Raw genomic sequence first — 15,982 nt, forward strand, 5'->3', positions numbered from 1 at the left:
CTGACATTGGTCAAAGTTCAGTCTTGCCCGGCCAAAGTAGACCGCATAGCATCCCTGTCAAGCACCCACCCCCATGAGGTGCTGCACAAAAACATGACAGGAGACAAGCCTTGCCATCCACCCGCTGGAGTCACTGCGGCACTGAAGACCTGAGCGTCTTGCAGACCATCTTCTGGTCCGCCGGCGCGTCGCGCAATGCACTGGCGCAGCGCCTGGCCTATTCCAAGAGCAAGGCCAACGCCATGGTGGCGGCGTTGCTGGACGAAGGCCTGCTCGACGAGGTGGGCCTGCAGGAATCTTCTGGCGGCCGGCGGGCCGAAACCCTGCGTTTGAGCGAAACCCTGGGTGTGGTGATTGGTGCCGACCTGGGCGCCACCAGCATGCAAGTGGCGGTGATGCGGCCCGACATGACGGTGCTGGCGCGGCACCGCGAGCCCATGGATGTGCGCCAGGGGCCGGGCGTGATCCTGGCGCGGGTGCGGGGGCTGATGCGGGAGCTGCTGGCGCGCTGCGGGCTGGCGGCCCATCAGGTGATTGCCATTGGCATGGGCGTGCCGGGGCCGGTGGATTTTGAAAGCGGGCAGCTCGTCAACCCGCCGCTGATGCCCGACTGGGACGGCTTTTCCATCCGCGACTACCTGCGCGAGGCGTTTGCCGCGCCGGTGTTTGTGGACAACGACGTGAACCTGATGGCGCTGGGCGAGATGTACCGGCTGCAGCGCAATCTGCCCAACTTCCTGGTGATCAAGGTGGGCACGGGCATTGGCTGCGGCATCGTGTGCCACGGGCAGGTGTACCGGGGCGCCAATGGCTCGGCGGGCGATGTGGGCCACATCTGTGTGGACCAGCACGGCCCGCGCTGCCATTGCGGCAACCAGGGCTGTGTGGAGGCCATGGCCGCAGCGCCCGCCATGGCGCGCATGGCCATTGAGGCCGCGCAGCGCGGCGAAAGCGCGCTGCTGGCCGAGCGGCTGCAAAGCACGGGCACGCTGACCATTGAAGACGTGGCCCAGGCCAGCCGCACGGGCGATGTGGCGGCCAACGCCATCATCCAGCGCGCGGGCAGCCTGGTGGGGCAGATGCTGTCGTCCATCGTCAACTTCTTCAACCCGTCGCATGTGTTCATTGCGGGGCGGGTAACGGACATGGGGCCGCTGTTCCTCGCGTCGGTGCGGCAAAGCGTGTACCACCGGTCGCTGGCGTTGTCTACGCGGCACCTGGAGATTCAATACGCGCCGCTGGCCGACGATGCCGGTGTGGTGGGCGCGGGTGTGCTGGCGATGCAGGAGAGCCTGTCGCGCGCGGGCTCGATCTCGGGGTCGGCTGCGGGCGTTGGTGTGGGGGCTGTGCGATGAGCGTGGCCGTCGAGTTCCGCAACGTCACCAAAGAGTTTGGCCCCGTGCGCGTGCTGCACGGCGTGGGCTTTGCGCTGCAGCCGGGCCGGGTGTACGGCCTGCTGGGCGAGAACGGCGCGGGCAAGTCCACGCTGATGAAGATTCTGGCGGGGTACGAGAGCCCCACCACCGGCGAGGTGGTGGTGGACGGCGCGGTGCGCGCCCCGGGTGGCGGCTCGCGCGCGGCCGAGGCGCAGGGCATTGTGCTCATCCACCAGGAGTTCAACCTGGCGGACGACCTGACGATTGCGCAGAACATCTTTTTGGGCCATGAGATCAAGAGGGGCCCCTTCCTCGACGACAAGGCGATGCGCGAGAAGACGCGCGCTGCTTTGGCACAGGTGGGTTTGCCGCTGGACCCCGACACGCGGGTGCGCAAGCTCATCGTGGCCGAAAAGCAGCTGGTGGAGATTGCCCGCGCGCTGGCCCGCAATGCGCGCCTGCTCATCATGGACGAGCCCACCGCTACGCTGACCCCGGGCGAGACGGAGCGCCTGTTTGCGCTGATGGCCGGGCTCAAGGCCGCGGGCGTGACCATCATCTACATATCGCACAAGCTCGACGAGGTGGAGCGCACCACCGACGAGGTGGTGGTGATGCGCGACGGCCTGCTGGTGGCGCGCGAGCCCACGGCCAGCGTGACGCGGCGGCAGATGGCCAACCTGATGGTGGGCCGCGAGCTGGCGGATTTGTTCCCGCCCAAGCTGCCTGCGCCTGCAGGTGGAGAGCCCGCCATTAAGGTGCGCGGCCTCACGGTGCCGGGCTGGGCCGAGGACGTGAGTTTTGACGTGCGGCGCGGCGAGATTCTGGGCTTTGCCGGGCTGGTGGGCGCTGGCCGCACGGAGTTGTTCGAAGGCCTGCTGGGCCTGCGCCCGCGCTCGGCCGGCACGGTGGAGCTGGCGGGCAAGCCGGTGAATTTGAAAAGCCCGCGCGATGCGGCGCGCCACGGCCTCACGTATTTGAGCGAAGACCGCAAGGGTAAGGGCCTGCATGTGCACTTTGGCCTGCGGCCCAACTTGACGCTGATGGCGCTGGAGCGCTATGCCAAGCCCTGGCTCGACCCGGCGGCCGAGCAGGCTGCGCTGCGCGATGCGGTGCAGGAGTTCGGCATCCGCACCGGGTCGCTGGAGGTGCGCGCGTCGTCGCTGTCGGGCGGCAACCAGCAAAAGCTGGCGCTGGCCAAGGTGCTGCACCCCGGCCCCAGCGTGGTGGTGCTGGACGAGCCCACGCGCGGCGTGGACGTGGGCGCCAAGCGCGAGATTTATCACCTAGTGCAGCGCCTGGCGGAGCAGGGGCTTGCTGTTGTGGTGATCTCGTCTGAACTGATGGAGCTGATCGGCCTGTGCCACCGCGTGGCGGTGATGCGCGCCGGGCGGCTGCAGACCACGCTGCAAGAGCCAAATTTGACCGAAGAGGAGTTGATTGCACATGCCACAGGTACCCGCTGAAAACGCCACCACTGCAGCGGGTCGCCACGGCGGCGCCACGGCCTGGTGGGGCAAGCTGCACGGGCTGGGCCCGGTCATCGGGCTGGTGCTGTTGTGCATTGCGGGCACGCTGCTCAACAGCAACTTCGCCACCTACGACAACGTGATGAACGTGCTCACGCGCACGGCCTTCATCGGCATCATCGCGGTGGGCATGTGCTTTGTGATCATCTCAGGCGGCATCGACCTGTCGGTGGGGTCGATGGCGGCGCTGATCGCGGGCTCGGTCATCCTGTTCATGAACGCGATGGCACCCGTGCTGGGCTCGCCCATGGCGGCCGTGGTGGTGGGCATGCTGCTGGCGGTGGTGCTGGGCGCGGTGTTCGGGCTGGTGCACGGCCTCTTGATCACCAAGGGCCGCATCGAGCCTTTCATCGTGACGCTGGGCACGCTGGGCATCTTCCGCGCGTACCTCACGTATTTTTCGAACGGCGGCGCCATCACGCTGGAGAACGACCTGTCGGACATCTACAGCCCGGTGTACTACGCCAACTTGCTGGGCGTGCCGATTCCGGTGTGGGTCTTTCTGCTGGTCGCCATCGTGGGCGGCGTCATCCTGAACCGCACGGCCTACGGCCGCTATGTGCAGGCCATCGGCTCCAACGAGCAGGTGGCGCAGTACGCGGCGGTGGACGTGCACAAGATCAAGATCCTCACGTACATGCTGCTCGGGGTGTGCGTGGGCATTGCCACGCTGCTCTACGTGCCGCGCCTGGGCTCCGCATCGCCCACCACGGGCCTGCTGTGGGAGCTGGAGGCGATTGCCGCCGTCATCGTGGGCGGCACGGTATTGAAGGGCGGGGCGGGCAGCATCACCGGCACGGTGGTGGGTGCGATCCTGCTCTCTGTCATCAGCAACATCCTCAACCTCACCAGCATCATCAGCGTGTATTTGAACGCGGCGGTGCAGGGCTTCGTGATCATTGCCGTGGCGTTCATGCAGCGCGGAAAGCGGTGATGGAGTGGCCGGAACAACTCTCCTGGCGTTGTTGCTGTCTGCGCTTGTATATCGCCGTGTCAGTCGCACTGTCTGCGACACAGCGCCTAGCCAGGACCGCTTCGCTGAGTTTCCAGCCACTCTTTGCGCGCATTTGTTTTTCGAGGTGTTCCCCAGCCGGCCAGCTTCCATGGCCATTTTTCAGCAAAGCAACAGCAACAGGAGACAACGCATGAATAGCAAGACAACTTCTTCTTTCACTCGCCGCCTGGCCTTGTCGGCCGTGGGCGCCGCCGCCTTCGCATTGGCCGCCCCCGCCATGGCGCAGGCCAACAAGACGGTGGTGGGCGTGGCCATCCCCTCAGCCACGCACGGCTTCACCGGCGGCATCGTGTACTGGGCCAACCAGGCCAAGAAGGACCTGGAGAAGGCCCACCCCGGCCTGCAGGTCATCGTGAAGACGGCAGGCGGCGCGCCCGAGCAGGCCAACCAGCTGCAAGACCTGGTGACGGTGAACAAGATCAACGCATTGGTCATCTTCCCGTTCGAATCCGCCGCGCTGACCAAGCCCGTGGCCCAGGTCAAGGCCAAGGGCGTGTACGTGACGGTGGTGGACCGGGGCCTGACCGACACCAGCGCGCAGGATGCGTACGTGGCGGGTGACAACACCGCGTTTGGCAAGATTCCGGCCGAGTACATCGCCAAGGCACTGGGTGGCAAGGGCAACGTGGTGGCCCTGCGCGGCATTGCGACCACGCTGGACAACGAGCGCATGGACGCGTTCAACAGCGTGCTGAAGAACCACCCCGGCATCAAGCTGCTGGACGCCAAGTACGCCAACTGGAACCGCGACGATGCCTTCAAGGTGATGCAGGACTACCTGACCCGCTTCCCGCAGATCGACGCGGTGTGGGCCGCCGACGACGACATGGCCGTGGGCGTGCTCAAGGCCATCGAGCAGGCCAAGCGCAAGGACATCAAGCTGGTGTTTGGCGGCGCGGGTGCCAAGGGCATGATCAAGACGCTGATGGATGGCAGCAACCCGCTCATCCAGGCCAATGTGTCGTACAGCCCCAAGTTCATTTATGACTCGATCAAGCTCACGGCCGAGGCGCGGATCAAGGGCGAGAAGCTGCCCGCCAACACCATCATTCCGTCGGTGCTGATCACCAAGGAAACGGCGAAGGACTTCTACTTCCCCGACTCGCCGTTCTGATGGTATTTTGAATCAAATAGGCCTGTAGCGCCTATTCATCAAGCGCAAGCAGCTATAAAAAGAGTAGCTGTTTGCCGCTTCGCATCTGCAACCCAACGCCCCTTGGAGCCACCATGCCAAGACCCGTCACCCTCTTCACCGGCCAGTGGGCCGACCTGCCTTTGGCTAAACTCGCGCCCTTGGCCAAAAGCATGGGCTACGACGGCCTGGAGCTGGCCTGCTGGGGCGACCATTTCAACGTGCAGGAGGTGCTGTCGTCGCCCCAGTACGTCAAAGACAAACACGCACTGCTGGCCCAGCACGGCCTGCAGTGTTTTGCCATCGGCAACCATCTGGTGGGCCAGGCCGTGTGCGATTTGATCGATGAGCGCCACCAGTCCATCCTGCCGCCCCACGTGTGGGGTGATGGCGAGCCCGAGGGCGTGCGCCAGCGCGCAGCGGCCGAGCTAGCCGACACTGCGCGCGCGGCCGCGAAGTTTGGCGTGAAGACGGTGACAGGCTTCACGGGCTCGTCGGTGTGGCACTCGATCTATGCCTTCCCGCCCACCACGCAGGCGTATTGGGACAAAGGCTTTGCCGATTTTGCGAAGCGCTTCGGCCCCATCCTCGATGTGTTCGAGCAGCACGACATCAATTTCGCGCTGGAAGTGCACCCCACCGAGATCGCGTTCGACATCGCCTCGGCCGAGCGCGCGATTGCGGCGGTGGGCGGCAACAAGCGCTTCGGCTTCAACTACGACCCGAGCCACCTGGCCTATCAGGGCGTGGACTACATCAAGTTCATCCGCCAGTTCGCCGACCGCATCTACAACGCCCACATGAAGGACGTGTGGTGGGGCAAGGGCGATGGTACGGTGGGCGTATTTGGCGGGCACACCAGCTTTGGCGACGCGCGGCGGAACTGGGACTTTCGCAGCGTGGGGCGCGGGATGATCGACTTCGAATCCATCATCGTTGCGCTGAACGACATCGGCTACCAGGGCCCGCTCTCGGTGGAGTGGGAGGACAGCCGCATGGACCGTGTGCACGGCGCCACGGAGAGTGCGGCGTTCTGCAAGCGGCTGGATTTCAAGCCCGCCGCCGGTGCGTTCGACGCTGTGTTTGCACGCGACAAGCAGGCCTAGCCGCTGCCCGTTTCTAAAACCCATAACAACAACACACCGCGAGCAAAGGCGTTTAGTATGTCCAGACCTCAAAAGCTCCGCTACGCCATGGTGGGCGGCGGCCACGGCGCGTTCATCGGCGCGGTGCACCGCAAGGCCATGGCGCTTGACGGCCAGTTCGAACTGGTGGCGGGCGCGCTCTCATCCTCGCCCGAGCGCGCCCGTGCATCCGGCGCGGAACTGGACCTGGCCGACGACCGCAACCACGGCACTTGGCAAGACCTGCTGGCCGACGAGCTGCGCCGCCCCGCGCATGAGCGCATCGACCTGGTGAGCATCGTCACCCCCAACCATGTGCACCACCCGGTGGCGCTGGCGTTTGTGCAGGCGGGCTTTCATGTGGTGTGCGACAAGCCGCTGGTGCACACCAGTGCGCAGGCCGACGAACTGGTGGCGGCCGTGAAGAAGGCGGGCACTGTGTTTGGTGTGACCTACAACTACACCGGCTACCCCATGGTGCGCGAGGCACGGCACCTGGTGCAAAGCGGTGCGCTGGGCCAGATCCGCAAGATCACCGTCGAATACAACCAGGGCTGGCTGGCCACGGCGGTGGAAGAGGGCGGCGCCAACAAGCAGGCCGACTGGCGGCTGGACCCGGCGCGCAGCGGCAGCGCGGGCACGCTGGGCGACATCGGGTCGCACGCCGAAAACCTGGCCGCCACCGTCACCGGCCAGCACCCCGCCTCGGTGTGTGCCGACCTCACCACCTTTGGCGCCGGGCGCAGGCTGGACGACGACGCCCAGCTGCTGCTGCGCTACGACAGCGGTGCCCGCGGCTTCATCGTGGCATCGCAAGTGGCTGCGGGGCTGGAGAACGACCTGCGCCTGCAGGTGTCCGGCACGCTGGGCACCATCACCTGGCGGCAGGAAGACCCCAACCTGCTCATCCACTCCCCCGTGGACGGCCCGCGCCGCATCCTCACGCGCGGCTCGCCGTGGCTCAGCCCGGCCGCGCTGCATGCCGGGCGCATTCCAGCGGGCCACCCCGAGGCCTTCATCGAAGCCTTTGCCAACGTCTACCTGGGCGTGGCCGCCGACATCCGCGCACGGCAGGCAGGCACGGCGCCCGCCCCCCTGCACGCCGACTACCCGCGCGTGGAAGACGGCGCACGGGGCGTGCACTTTATCGAGCGGGTGGTGGCCTCTGCGGCCAGTGAGCAGAAGTGGACGGCGGTGGGGTGATCCGGCCCCACGCGAACAGTGCTCAGGGGTAGCCATCGGCCAGCTGAAACCGCTGGTCAAAATTCATCTTGCCCAGCAGGCGCAGCGCCGCGTTGCGGGTGGTGTTGTCCACCTTGCTGATGTCCAGGCTGTAGCGCTTGGCGGTGGAGACCACGTCCACGCATTTATGGCCCCACTGCACGGCCACGAGCAGGGCGGGGCGCTGGCCGGCCTCGGCGCTGCCGACGCACACGCCGCGCTGCTCGGGGCGGAGCATGAACTCCAGATGCGGGGTGCGCACCAGGGTCAGGCGGCTGGCACCCTGAGGCCCGAGCGCAAACGATACGACCCAGTCGTCTTCGTCTTCGACCGTGAGAAACGGGACCGGCTGTGGTGTGGCCATGGATTTGGAAGAAGGAAGGCTGGCGGGCGTTGCGCAGGCGCTGCAGGCCAGCCGATGGTGGGCGGCGGTCAGTATGCCGGGATGGGTCTGTGCGCGGGGCGGTAGGAACCCGCAGTTGGGTGCAACCAACGCAGGCATCTGGTGTCAGTTTCCAGAAAGCTGGGTTTGGTGATGGCCATGGTGCTGCCGCTGGGCGCTTTTTGATACTCTGTGGCCAAAATTTTTGTCAAATTGGGCGCAAGCGCTAGTGCAATATGTCTTGTTTGCTTCATATTTGATAGCGGTTGGCAAGCGGGCCATCGCGTGTTCAGCCAGCCAGCCGCACCGCCAGCTGGCCCACGGTGCGCAGCGCTGGCTCCAGCCGCCCCTGCGCCGGATGCCCGTAGTTGATGCGCACGCAGTGCGCAAACCGCTGGTCGGCCGAGAAGATCTGCCCGGGCGCCAGGCTGATGCCCTGTTGCAGTGCCAGGCGGTGCAGCTCCAGCGCGTTCACCTGGGGCGGCAACTCCACCCACAGAAAGTACCCGCCCTCGGGCCGCGACACGCGCGTGCCGGGCGGGAAGTGCTGGGCCACGGCCGCCAGCGCAATCGCCTGTTGTTGTTCCAGGCTGCGGCGCAGGGCTCGCAGGTGCCGGTCATACCCGCCCTGGGCCAGGTATTCGGACAGCGCCTGCTGCGACGGCGTGGCGGCCGAGAGCGTGGTCATGAGCTTGAGCCGCTGCACCGCCGTTGCATTGCGGCCCGCTGCCACCCAGCCCACGCGGTAGCCGGGCGCCAGGCTTTTGCTGAAAGAGCTGCAGTGCATCACCAGCCCCTCGGTATCAAACGCCTTGGCCGGCGGCGGGCGCTGGGGGCCAAAGTGCAGCTCGCCATACACATCGTCTTCGATCAGTGGCACGCCGTGTCGTGCGAGCAGGGCGACCAGTTCGCGCTTTTTGCTCTCGGGCATCAGGCTGCCCAGCGGGTTCTGAAAGCTGGGCATCAGCCAGCAGGCCTTGATGGGCTGGTGGGGGGGCTGGCGCTGCAGCGCCTCGGCCAGTGCGGCCAGATCGATGCCATCGCGCGGGTGGGTGGCGATTTCCAGCGCCTGCAGGTTCAGCCGCTCCAGTGCCTGCAGCGCGGCGTAGAAGGTGGGCGATTCGACCACCACCACGTCGCCGGGCTGGGTGACGGCCTCCAGGCAGAGGTTGAGGCCTTCCATGGCGCCGTTGGTGATGATGATTTCTTCCACATCCACCGCCGTGCCGTGCACGCCGTAGCGCAGCGCGATCTGCTGGCGCAGGCGTTCGTCGCCGGGCGGCAGGCTTTGCACGATGTTCCAGGGGTCAAGCTTGCGCATGCCGCTGGCAAGGCACCGCGCCAGGCGCTCCAGCGGAAACAGCTCCAGCCCAGGGAAGGCTGAGCCCAGCGGCACCAGGTCGCGGTCGCGCGCCAGGCCGAGCACCTCGAACACCAGGTCGCTGATGGCCACCTCTTTGGAGGTGGCGGCGGGTTGGGAGGGTTGGGGCTCGGCCGGGCGGGCCTCTGCCGTGCCGGGGAGCCGGGCGCTGACGTAGTAGCCCGAGCGCGGGCGCGCGTGGATCAGGCCCTGCGCTTCCAGCAGGTAGTACGCCTCGAACACGGTGGACGGGCTGATGCCCCGCGTGCGGCTGGCCTCGCGCACCGAGGGCACGCGGTCGCCGGGGCGCAGCGCGCCGCTGTGGATGAGCTGGGCGATGGCGTCGGCGTGGCGTTCGTAGCGCTTCATGGGCGGGGCGGGGTTGATGCAGGGCAAACTGATCTGTATTTTTAACTCGAAACTGAATCTGTACTGTTTTTATGGTCGGGCGTAGAGTGGCGGACTGTGTGGGCGCACGCCCAACGACTGTTTCCCCAGAGATGAAAAGCCATGATCGATTGCCTGCGCAGCCTGCTGCGCCCCGTTGTCTGCCTGCCTGCAGCCGCCGCCCTGCTGGCGCTGGCCTTGAGCGCTGACGCTGCGGCCCAGACGGTGCCCCCCAGCTCCGCCCCTGCAAACCCCGTGGCCACCGCATCCACTGCGGCCACGGTGCCCGCGTCGTCCATGGCGTCGCGCGTGCTGGCCTGCACCGCCTGCCATGGCAAGGAGGGTCGCGCCACGCCCGACGGCTACTTTCCGCGCATTGCGGGCAAGCCGGCTGGGTACTTGGCCAACCAACTGCTCAACTTTCGCGACGGGCGGCGCAGCTACCCGCAGATGGGGTACCTGATCGAGCACCTGACGGATGACTACCTGCGCGAGATGGCCGATTACTTTGCCGCGCAGGACTTGCCGTACCCGCCGCCGCTTGCGCCGCAAGTGCCACCCGCCGTGCTGGAGCGCGGGCGCGTGCTGGTGCAGCGGGGCGACGTCGCGCGCAACATCCCGGCCTGCGTGGCCTGCCACGGCCCGGCCATGACGGGGGTGGTGCCGTCCATCCCCGGCCTGCTGGGCCTGCCGCGTGACTACCTCAACAGCCAGCTGGGTGCCTGGAAGACCGGCCAGCGCCGCGCGCATCTGCCCGATTGCATGGCTGACATTGCGCGCCAGCTCACGCCTGACGATGTGAGCGCTGTCTCGGCCTGGCTGGCCGCGCAGCCGGTGGCGGCGGGGGGCAAGCCGGCCCGCACGCTGCCTGCCGCGATGCCTGCCCGCTGCGGCGGTGTGGCAGAAGTGCCCGTGGCCTCTGCGGCTGCGCGCTGAGAAGGGATGCACCGATGAAACGCATCCTTTGGACCCTGTCTTCCGTGCTGGCGGCGCTGGGCATTGTTGCTGCTGCGCTGATCTCCCTGAACCTGCGCGGCGAAGAGCCTCTGCCCGGCACTGAAGCCCTGCAATCCACCCCAGCACTGGTGCAGCGCGGCGAGTACCTGGCCCGCGTCGGCAACTGCATGGCCTGCCACACGACCCCAGGCGGCGCGCCGTTTGCGGGCGGTCGCGGCATCGAGACGCCGTTTGGCGTGGTGCACAGCTCCAACCTCACGCCCGACAGGGCGCTAGGCATTGGCAGCTGGACCTCGGCCGAGTTCTGGCGCGCCATGCACCATGGCCGCAGCAAGGACGGGCGGCTGTTGTACCCGGCGTTTCCGTACCCCAACTACACGCAGGTGACGCGCGAGGATTCGGACGCCATCTTTGCCTATCTGCAAAGCCTGCCCGCTGCGGCAGATGCCAACCGCGCCCATGCGCTGCGTTTTCCGTACAACACGCAGGCGGCATTGGCGGTATGGCGTGCGCTGTTCTTTGCACCCGGAGCGCCCGCCGCCGAACCCACGCAGACGGCCGAATACAACCGGGGCGCCTATCTGGTCAACGGCCTGGGCCACTGCACCGCCTGCCACACGCCGCGCAATGCACTGGGTGCCACATCGGACGCCAAGGCCTTCACTGGCGGCCTGATCCCCGTGCAGAACTGGTATGCCCCCGCTCTCAATGCGGCGCACGAGGCGGGCGTGAAGGAGTGGCGCACCGATGATGTGGTGGCCTTGCTGAAAACTGGCGTGGCCCCGCAGGGCTCGGTGCTGGGCCCCATGGCCGAGGTGGTGTTCCGCAGCACGCAGTACCTGAGCGACGCCGACGCGCGCGCCATGGCTGTGTACCTGCAAGCCCTGCCGCAGCAGGATCACAAGGCGCCCGCCACCGTAGCCCCGCCGCCTGCCAGCGCAATGGCACGGGGCGGCAAGGTGTACGAGCAGCAGTGCGCCCAGTGCCACGGCGACCGGGGGCAGGGCGAGCCCGGCGCGTTCCCGGCGCTGGCGGGCAACCGAGCCGTCACGCTGGCCGACCCGACCAACCTGGTGCGTGTGGTGCTGCAGGGCGGCTACCTGCCCGCCACAGCCGGCAACCCGCGTCCGCATGGCATGCCGCCGTTTCAGCAGACCCTGTCGGACGAAGAAGTGGCGGCGGTGACCACCTTTGTGCGCAACAGCTGGGGCAACCAGGCGCCGGGTGTGGGTACCATCGAGGTCTATCGCGCGCGCGAGCGGCGCGGCATGTAGCGCCAGGCCCCGGGGCCAGCGCCCGCCGCCCCGCAGCGCGGCCCTCCAGGAGCCTTTTGATGTCCAGTCCCGCCCCACTGCCCGAACCCACCCCCACGAGCCAGGGGGGCGCCACGCCCAGTGGCTGGTGGGCCGTGTGTCTGTGCGCGGCGTGGTGTGGCACCTGCGGCATTTACCGCCCCTTGTTCGACGAATTGGCCCGTACGCACCCGGACGTGCGGTTTGAATGGGTGGACATTGAAGACGAGTCCGATCTGGTCGGCGACCTGGACGTGGAAACCTTTCCCACCCTGCTGATTGCCGACGGCGAGCGGGCCCTGTTCCTGGGCCCGTTGTTGCCGCAGGCGCCGGTGCTGACACGGTTGTTGACCAGCCTGCAGGGGGCGGCGCCCGGTGGTGCTGGCGTTGGGGGCGACGCCCAAGGCGTTTTTGACAGGGTGCGTGCTGCACGCGGCGGCTAGTGGGCAGTCTTGCGGCCTGGTAGCGGTCGTTGCCGTAACTCCGCTCATTGTCTGAATGCTCTTTATTTGATAGCTGATAGCGCATGATCCACTAGCGCTACAGCCACTTTTTGCTCGAAATCCGTGTCCACACCCCGCCCACCCTGGTTCCCGCTCAATTCACTGCAGGCCCAGTGCGACAAGGGCGCGTGGGAGCGGGGCATGGAGCTGTACCGCCAGGCCGACGTGGTGCGCGTGGGTATTCGGCAACCAGCCGAGGGGCGCTGGGCCCTGGCGGGGGAAGTGCAGGGCAGCTTGCCCCACCCGTATGAGGTGTCTGTGCAACTGGTGCTTGCACCCAACGGCCAGGTCAAGCAATGGTCGGGCGATTGCAGTTGTCCCGTGGGGGCGGACTGCAAACACGCCGTGGCCCTGACCCTGGAGGCCGCGCACCGTGATCCTGCGCAAGGCCCGTCGTCCACGCGGGCTGCCGATGCGCTCAAGGCCATGCGGGAGCGCAAAGAGGCCCTGGCCCGCGCCGAGGCCGAGGCCCGCCTTCTTCACTGGCTGCAGGAGTGGGACCGTGCTCTGGGCGTTGCTGTGCCGCAAGAGCCGGTTGCACGGCCGGGGCGGCCCGAGTGTTATCTCTACCTGGTCTCCACCGTAGGGCGGGCGCGCACCAGCGTGCCGCAGCTGCAGCTGGAGGCCGTGGTGTCGTACCCCAAGCTCACGGGCGGCTGGGCCAAGCCGCAGCAGATCCGCACCCAGCCGGCTCCTGGCCAGGCCGTGTACGACCGCGCCAGCGATGCCGACCGCCAGGTGCTGCAGCTGCTACGCGCCATGCCGCGCAGCGTGGGCTACTACTCGGCCTACAGCGTCGCGCCCATCGGGGTGCTGGAGGGCGCGGTGGGCCTGCTGGCGCTGGAGCAGGCAGCGGCCACGGGCCGCCTGTTTGTGGATGCGGGTGGGTCCACCGTCGGTGCGCCTTTGCGATGGGGCGACTCGTTGCCGATCACGTGGGCATGGCAGGCGTCCACGCCTGCGCAAGGCGGCGAGGCTGTCTGGGGGCTGCAGGCACGGCTGCCGGGCGACACCGCCATGCTGTGCGACAACCACCCGCCGCTGTATCTGGACGCCGTCCAGGGTGTTTGCGGCCCGGTGCATGCCGAGGGCCTGAGCCCTGCGCAGGTGGCCATGCTGTTCAAGGCGCCCGCGCTTGCTGCCGCCGCCCTGCAAAAGCACCATGCCGAGGTGGTGCGCCGCATTGGCGGCGTGTTGCTGTTGCCTCCGGCGCTGGGTCCGCTCACGCAGGTGCGGGGGGTAAAGCCCGTGGCGCGCTTGCATTTGGCCCCGTCGCCTGCCAACAGGGTGGCCGAAATGGGGCTCATCACCGCGCAATTGCGGTTTGACTACCAGGGCCATGTGGGCTGGTGGGCAGGGCAGGATATGGCGGTGCTGGTACCCGGTGCCGACGGCAGTCAGGTGCTGCTGCAACGCGATGCCGTGGCTGAACGCCACGCCGTCGAGCGCCTGGAGGGGCTGGGCCTCCTGGCCACGGACGACGGCCTGTTCGGCATCCCTGGCGAGCGCCCGCAGGACGACTGGATGCACTGGGCGGACGATGGCTTTGCAGCGCTGCGCGACGCGGGGTTGGATGTCACTCTGGACCCGGCACTGCATGGCTGGGTGCAGCACGCCGACCGTCTGGATGTGGTGCTGCAGCCTGCGGGTGACGATGCGGCCACATCGCCCTGGTTTGCGCTGTCACTGGGCATGGAGATCAATGGCGTGCGCCACAACATCCTGCGCTGGCTGCCCGACTTGATTGCCGCGGCGGCAGCCCAGCCGCTGGACCCTGCCACGGGCCTGCCCCAGCTGCCAGCGCATGTCTACATGGCCTCGTTGACCGGCCCTGGTTTTGTGCGCCTGCCCACCGACGCGCTGCGGCCCTGGATGGCCGCGCTGCTCGATCTGGCGGGCGACCGCGCGCGCGACTTCAACGCCGACAGCCTGAAGCTCTCGCGCCTGGATGCCCTGCGCACCAGCGCTGCGCTGGGCGAGGGCGCGGTGTGGCGGGGCGCCGCTGCCTTGCACGACATGGTGGCCCAGCTGCGCGGCGCCAGCGCCTTGCCCGAGGTGCCGCTGCCCGCCAGCGTGCGCGCCACGCTGCGCCCGTACCAGCAGCAAGGGCTGAACTGGCTGCAGTTTTTGCGGGCCCACGGCCTGGCCGGTGTGCTGGCCGACGACATGGGCCTGGGCAAGACGCTGCAGACCTTGGCGCACATCCAGGTCGAAAAAGACGCGGGGCGGCTGACTGCCCCCGCCCTGGTGATCGCCCCTGTGAGCCTGATGGGCAACTGGCAGCGCGAGGCCGCCCGCTTTTGCCCGGGCCTGCGGTGCCTGGTGCTGCATGGCGCGGGTCGGCACGAAGTGGCCGATGAAGTCACCTTGCACGACCTGGTCATCGCCCCGTATTCCCTGCTGCAACGCGACCGCGAACGCTGGCTGGCACACCATTGGCACCTGGTGGTGCTGGACGAGGCCCAGAACATCAAGAACGCCAGCAGCCAGGCCGCGCAGGTGGTGAGCGAGCTGCAGGCGCGCCACCGGCTGTGCCTTTCGGGCACGCCCATGGAAAACCACCTGGGCGAGATCTGGAGCCTGTTCCACTTCTTGATGCCGGGGTTTCTGGGCAGTCAAACGCGCTTCAAGGAAGTGTTTCGCACGCCCATTGAAAAGCAGGGCGATAGCGCGCGCATGGCGCAACTGCGGGCGCGCATCACGCCCTTCATGCTGCGGCGCACCAAGGCCCTGGTGGCGGGGGAGCTGCCGCCCAAGGTGGAATCGGTCATGCCTGTGGAGCTGACGGGCGCGCAGGCCGACCTGTACGAAACCATCCGTCTGGGCATGGAAAAGACCGTGCGCGAGGCGTTGCAGTCCAAGGGGCTGGCGCAATCGCAGATCACGATCCTGGACGCGCTGCTCAAGCTGCGGCAGGTGTGCTGCCACCCGCAGCTGGTGCCGCTGGAGGCTGCTGCCAAGGTCAAGACGTCGGCCAAGCTGGACCACTTGATGGCAATGCTGCCCGAAATGCTGGCCGAGGGGCGGCGCGTTTTGGTGTTCTCGCAGTTCACCAGCATGCTCACCCTGATCGAGGCCGAGCTGAAGGCGCGCAACCTGCCTTGGGTCAAGCTCACGGGGCAGAGTGTCAAGCGCGACGCGATCATCGAGCAGTTCACCAGCGGGCGGGTGCCCCTGTTCCTCATCAGCCTCAAGGCGGGCGGAGTGGGTCTGAACCTGCCGCAGGCCGACACCGTGATCCATTTCGACCCCTGGTGGAACCCGGCAGTAGAGGACCAGGCCACCGATCGCGCCCACCGCATCGGCCAGACGCAAAGCCTGTGGGTGGTCAAGCTGGTGGCGCAGGGCACGATTGAAGAAAAGATTCTGGCGCTGCAGGAGCGCAAGGCCGAGCTGGCAGACAGCCTGTACAGCGGCGCGGCCGCCCGCAAGGAGCCGCTCTTCACCGAAACCGATCTGGCAGAGCTGTTGCAGCCGCTATCAGTGTCATAGCTGGTAGCGCTTGTGGGGCAAGCGCAAGACGCTAATTTGGTACGCTGCGGCCCCGCAGGCCGCATGAACACTGGCTGGGGCCGGTTGACAACAGTTTTCCGAACCCGTGCCTTTGCAAATCAACAGTTTGCGCGCTACAATACGACTCTCACGACCAAACGGGCGGGTACCAACCGCCCGTTTTTTTTGGTCGAACGCTTTTGGAGCTCGAA

At 67.2% G+C, this 15,982-nt stretch carries 12 protein-coding genes; 10 read left to right on the forward strand and 2 right to left on the reverse strand.

Annotated features, from left to right (window positions below):
- Window positions 1–110 precede the first annotated feature (110 nt).
- From ACODSU_RS11540 to ACODSU_RS11565, 6 genes are all read left to right on the forward strand, one after another.
- Window positions 111–1,355, forward strand: coding sequence for an ROK family transcriptional regulator (locus ACODSU_RS11540; RefSeq protein WP_488842413.1), 1,245 nt, complete (start codon window positions 111–113; stop codon window positions 1,353–1,355).
- Complete coding sequence (locus ACODSU_RS11545; RefSeq protein ID WP_488842414.1) at window positions 1,352–2,842, forward strand: sugar ABC transporter ATP-binding protein; 1,491 nt, start codon at window positions 1,352–1,354, stop codon at window positions 2,840–2,842. The genes ACODSU_RS11540 and ACODSU_RS11545 overlap by 4 nt, the downstream gene beginning before the upstream one ends.
- The gene (locus ACODSU_RS11550) at window positions 2,823–3,839 is read left to right on the forward strand and encodes an ABC transporter permease (protein ID WP_488842415.1); all 1,017 of its coding nucleotides are present in this window, start codon (window positions 2,823–2,825) and stop codon (window positions 3,837–3,839) included. Before ACODSU_RS11545 ends, ACODSU_RS11550 begins: the two co-directional genes overlap by 20 nt.
- Before the next feature lie 211 nt (window positions 3,840–4,050).
- Window positions 4,051–5,034 carry a substrate-binding domain-containing protein gene (locus tag ACODSU_RS11555; protein WP_488842416.1) on the forward strand — a complete coding sequence of 328 codons (984 nt, stop codon included), beginning with the start codon at window positions 4,051–4,053 and terminating at the stop codon, window positions 5,032–5,034.
- A gap of 113 nt (window positions 5,035–5,147) precedes the next feature.
- On the forward strand, window positions 5,148–6,158 hold the full coding sequence (locus ACODSU_RS11560; RefSeq protein ID WP_488842417.1) for a sugar phosphate isomerase/epimerase family protein: 1,011 nt from the start codon (window positions 5,148–5,150) through the stop codon (window positions 6,156–6,158).
- A gap of 57 nt (window positions 6,159–6,215) precedes the next feature.
- The gene (locus tag ACODSU_RS11565; RefSeq protein WP_488842418.1) at window positions 6,216–7,379 is read left to right on the forward strand and encodes a Gfo/Idh/MocA family protein; all 1,164 of its coding nucleotides are present in this window, start codon (window positions 6,216–6,218) and stop codon (window positions 7,377–7,379) included.
- A 22-nt stretch (window positions 7,380–7,401) separates the two neighbouring features.
- Here ACODSU_RS11565 and ACODSU_RS11570 read toward each other — a convergent pair whose 3' ends face one another.
- Both ACODSU_RS11570 and ACODSU_RS11575 read right to left on the reverse strand, forming a co-directional pair.
- Complete coding sequence (locus ACODSU_RS11570; RefSeq protein WP_488842419.1) at window positions 7,402–7,761, reverse strand: hypothetical protein; 360 nt, start codon at window positions 7,759–7,761, stop codon at window positions 7,402–7,404.
- A gap of 307 nt (window positions 7,762–8,068) precedes the next feature.
- Window positions 8,069–9,508 carry an aminotransferase-like domain-containing protein gene (locus ACODSU_RS11575; RefSeq protein ID WP_488842420.1) on the reverse strand — a complete coding sequence of 480 codons (1,440 nt, stop codon included), beginning with the start codon at window positions 9,506–9,508 and terminating at the stop codon, window positions 8,069–8,071.
- Window positions 9,509–9,649: 141 nt separating this feature from the next.
- On the opposite strand from ACODSU_RS11575, the gene ACODSU_RS11580 reads away from it, so the two are divergent.
- The 4 genes from ACODSU_RS11580 to ACODSU_RS11595 all read left to right on the forward strand — a co-directional run bounded on the left by ACODSU_RS11580 (window position 9,650) and on the right by ACODSU_RS11595 (window position 15,770).
- A complete protein-coding gene (locus ACODSU_RS11580) occupies window positions 9,650–10,462 on the forward strand; it encodes a c-type cytochrome (protein WP_488842421.1) in 813 nt (270 codons plus the stop codon).
- A 14-nt stretch (window positions 10,463–10,476) separates the two neighbouring features.
- Window positions 10,477–11,757 (forward strand): c-type cytochrome, encoded by a 1,281-nt coding sequence (locus ACODSU_RS11585; protein WP_488842422.1) that lies wholly within the window; start codon window positions 10,477–10,479, stop codon window positions 11,755–11,757.
- A gap of 59 nt (window positions 11,758–11,816) precedes the next feature.
- Window positions 11,817–12,218: a thioredoxin family protein gene (locus tag ACODSU_RS11590; RefSeq protein ID WP_488842423.1), complete on the forward strand. Its 402-nt coding sequence runs from the start codon at window positions 11,817–11,819 to the stop codon at window positions 12,216–12,218.
- Window positions 12,219–12,419: 201 nt separating this feature from the next.
- Window positions 12,420–15,770, forward strand: coding sequence for an SNF2-related protein (locus tag ACODSU_RS11595; protein ID WP_488842444.1), 3,351 nt, complete (start codon window positions 12,420–12,422; stop codon window positions 15,768–15,770).
- Window positions 15,771–15,982: the final 212 nt, after the last annotated feature.

The organism is Acidovorax sp. FG48, from assembly GCF_057809085.1.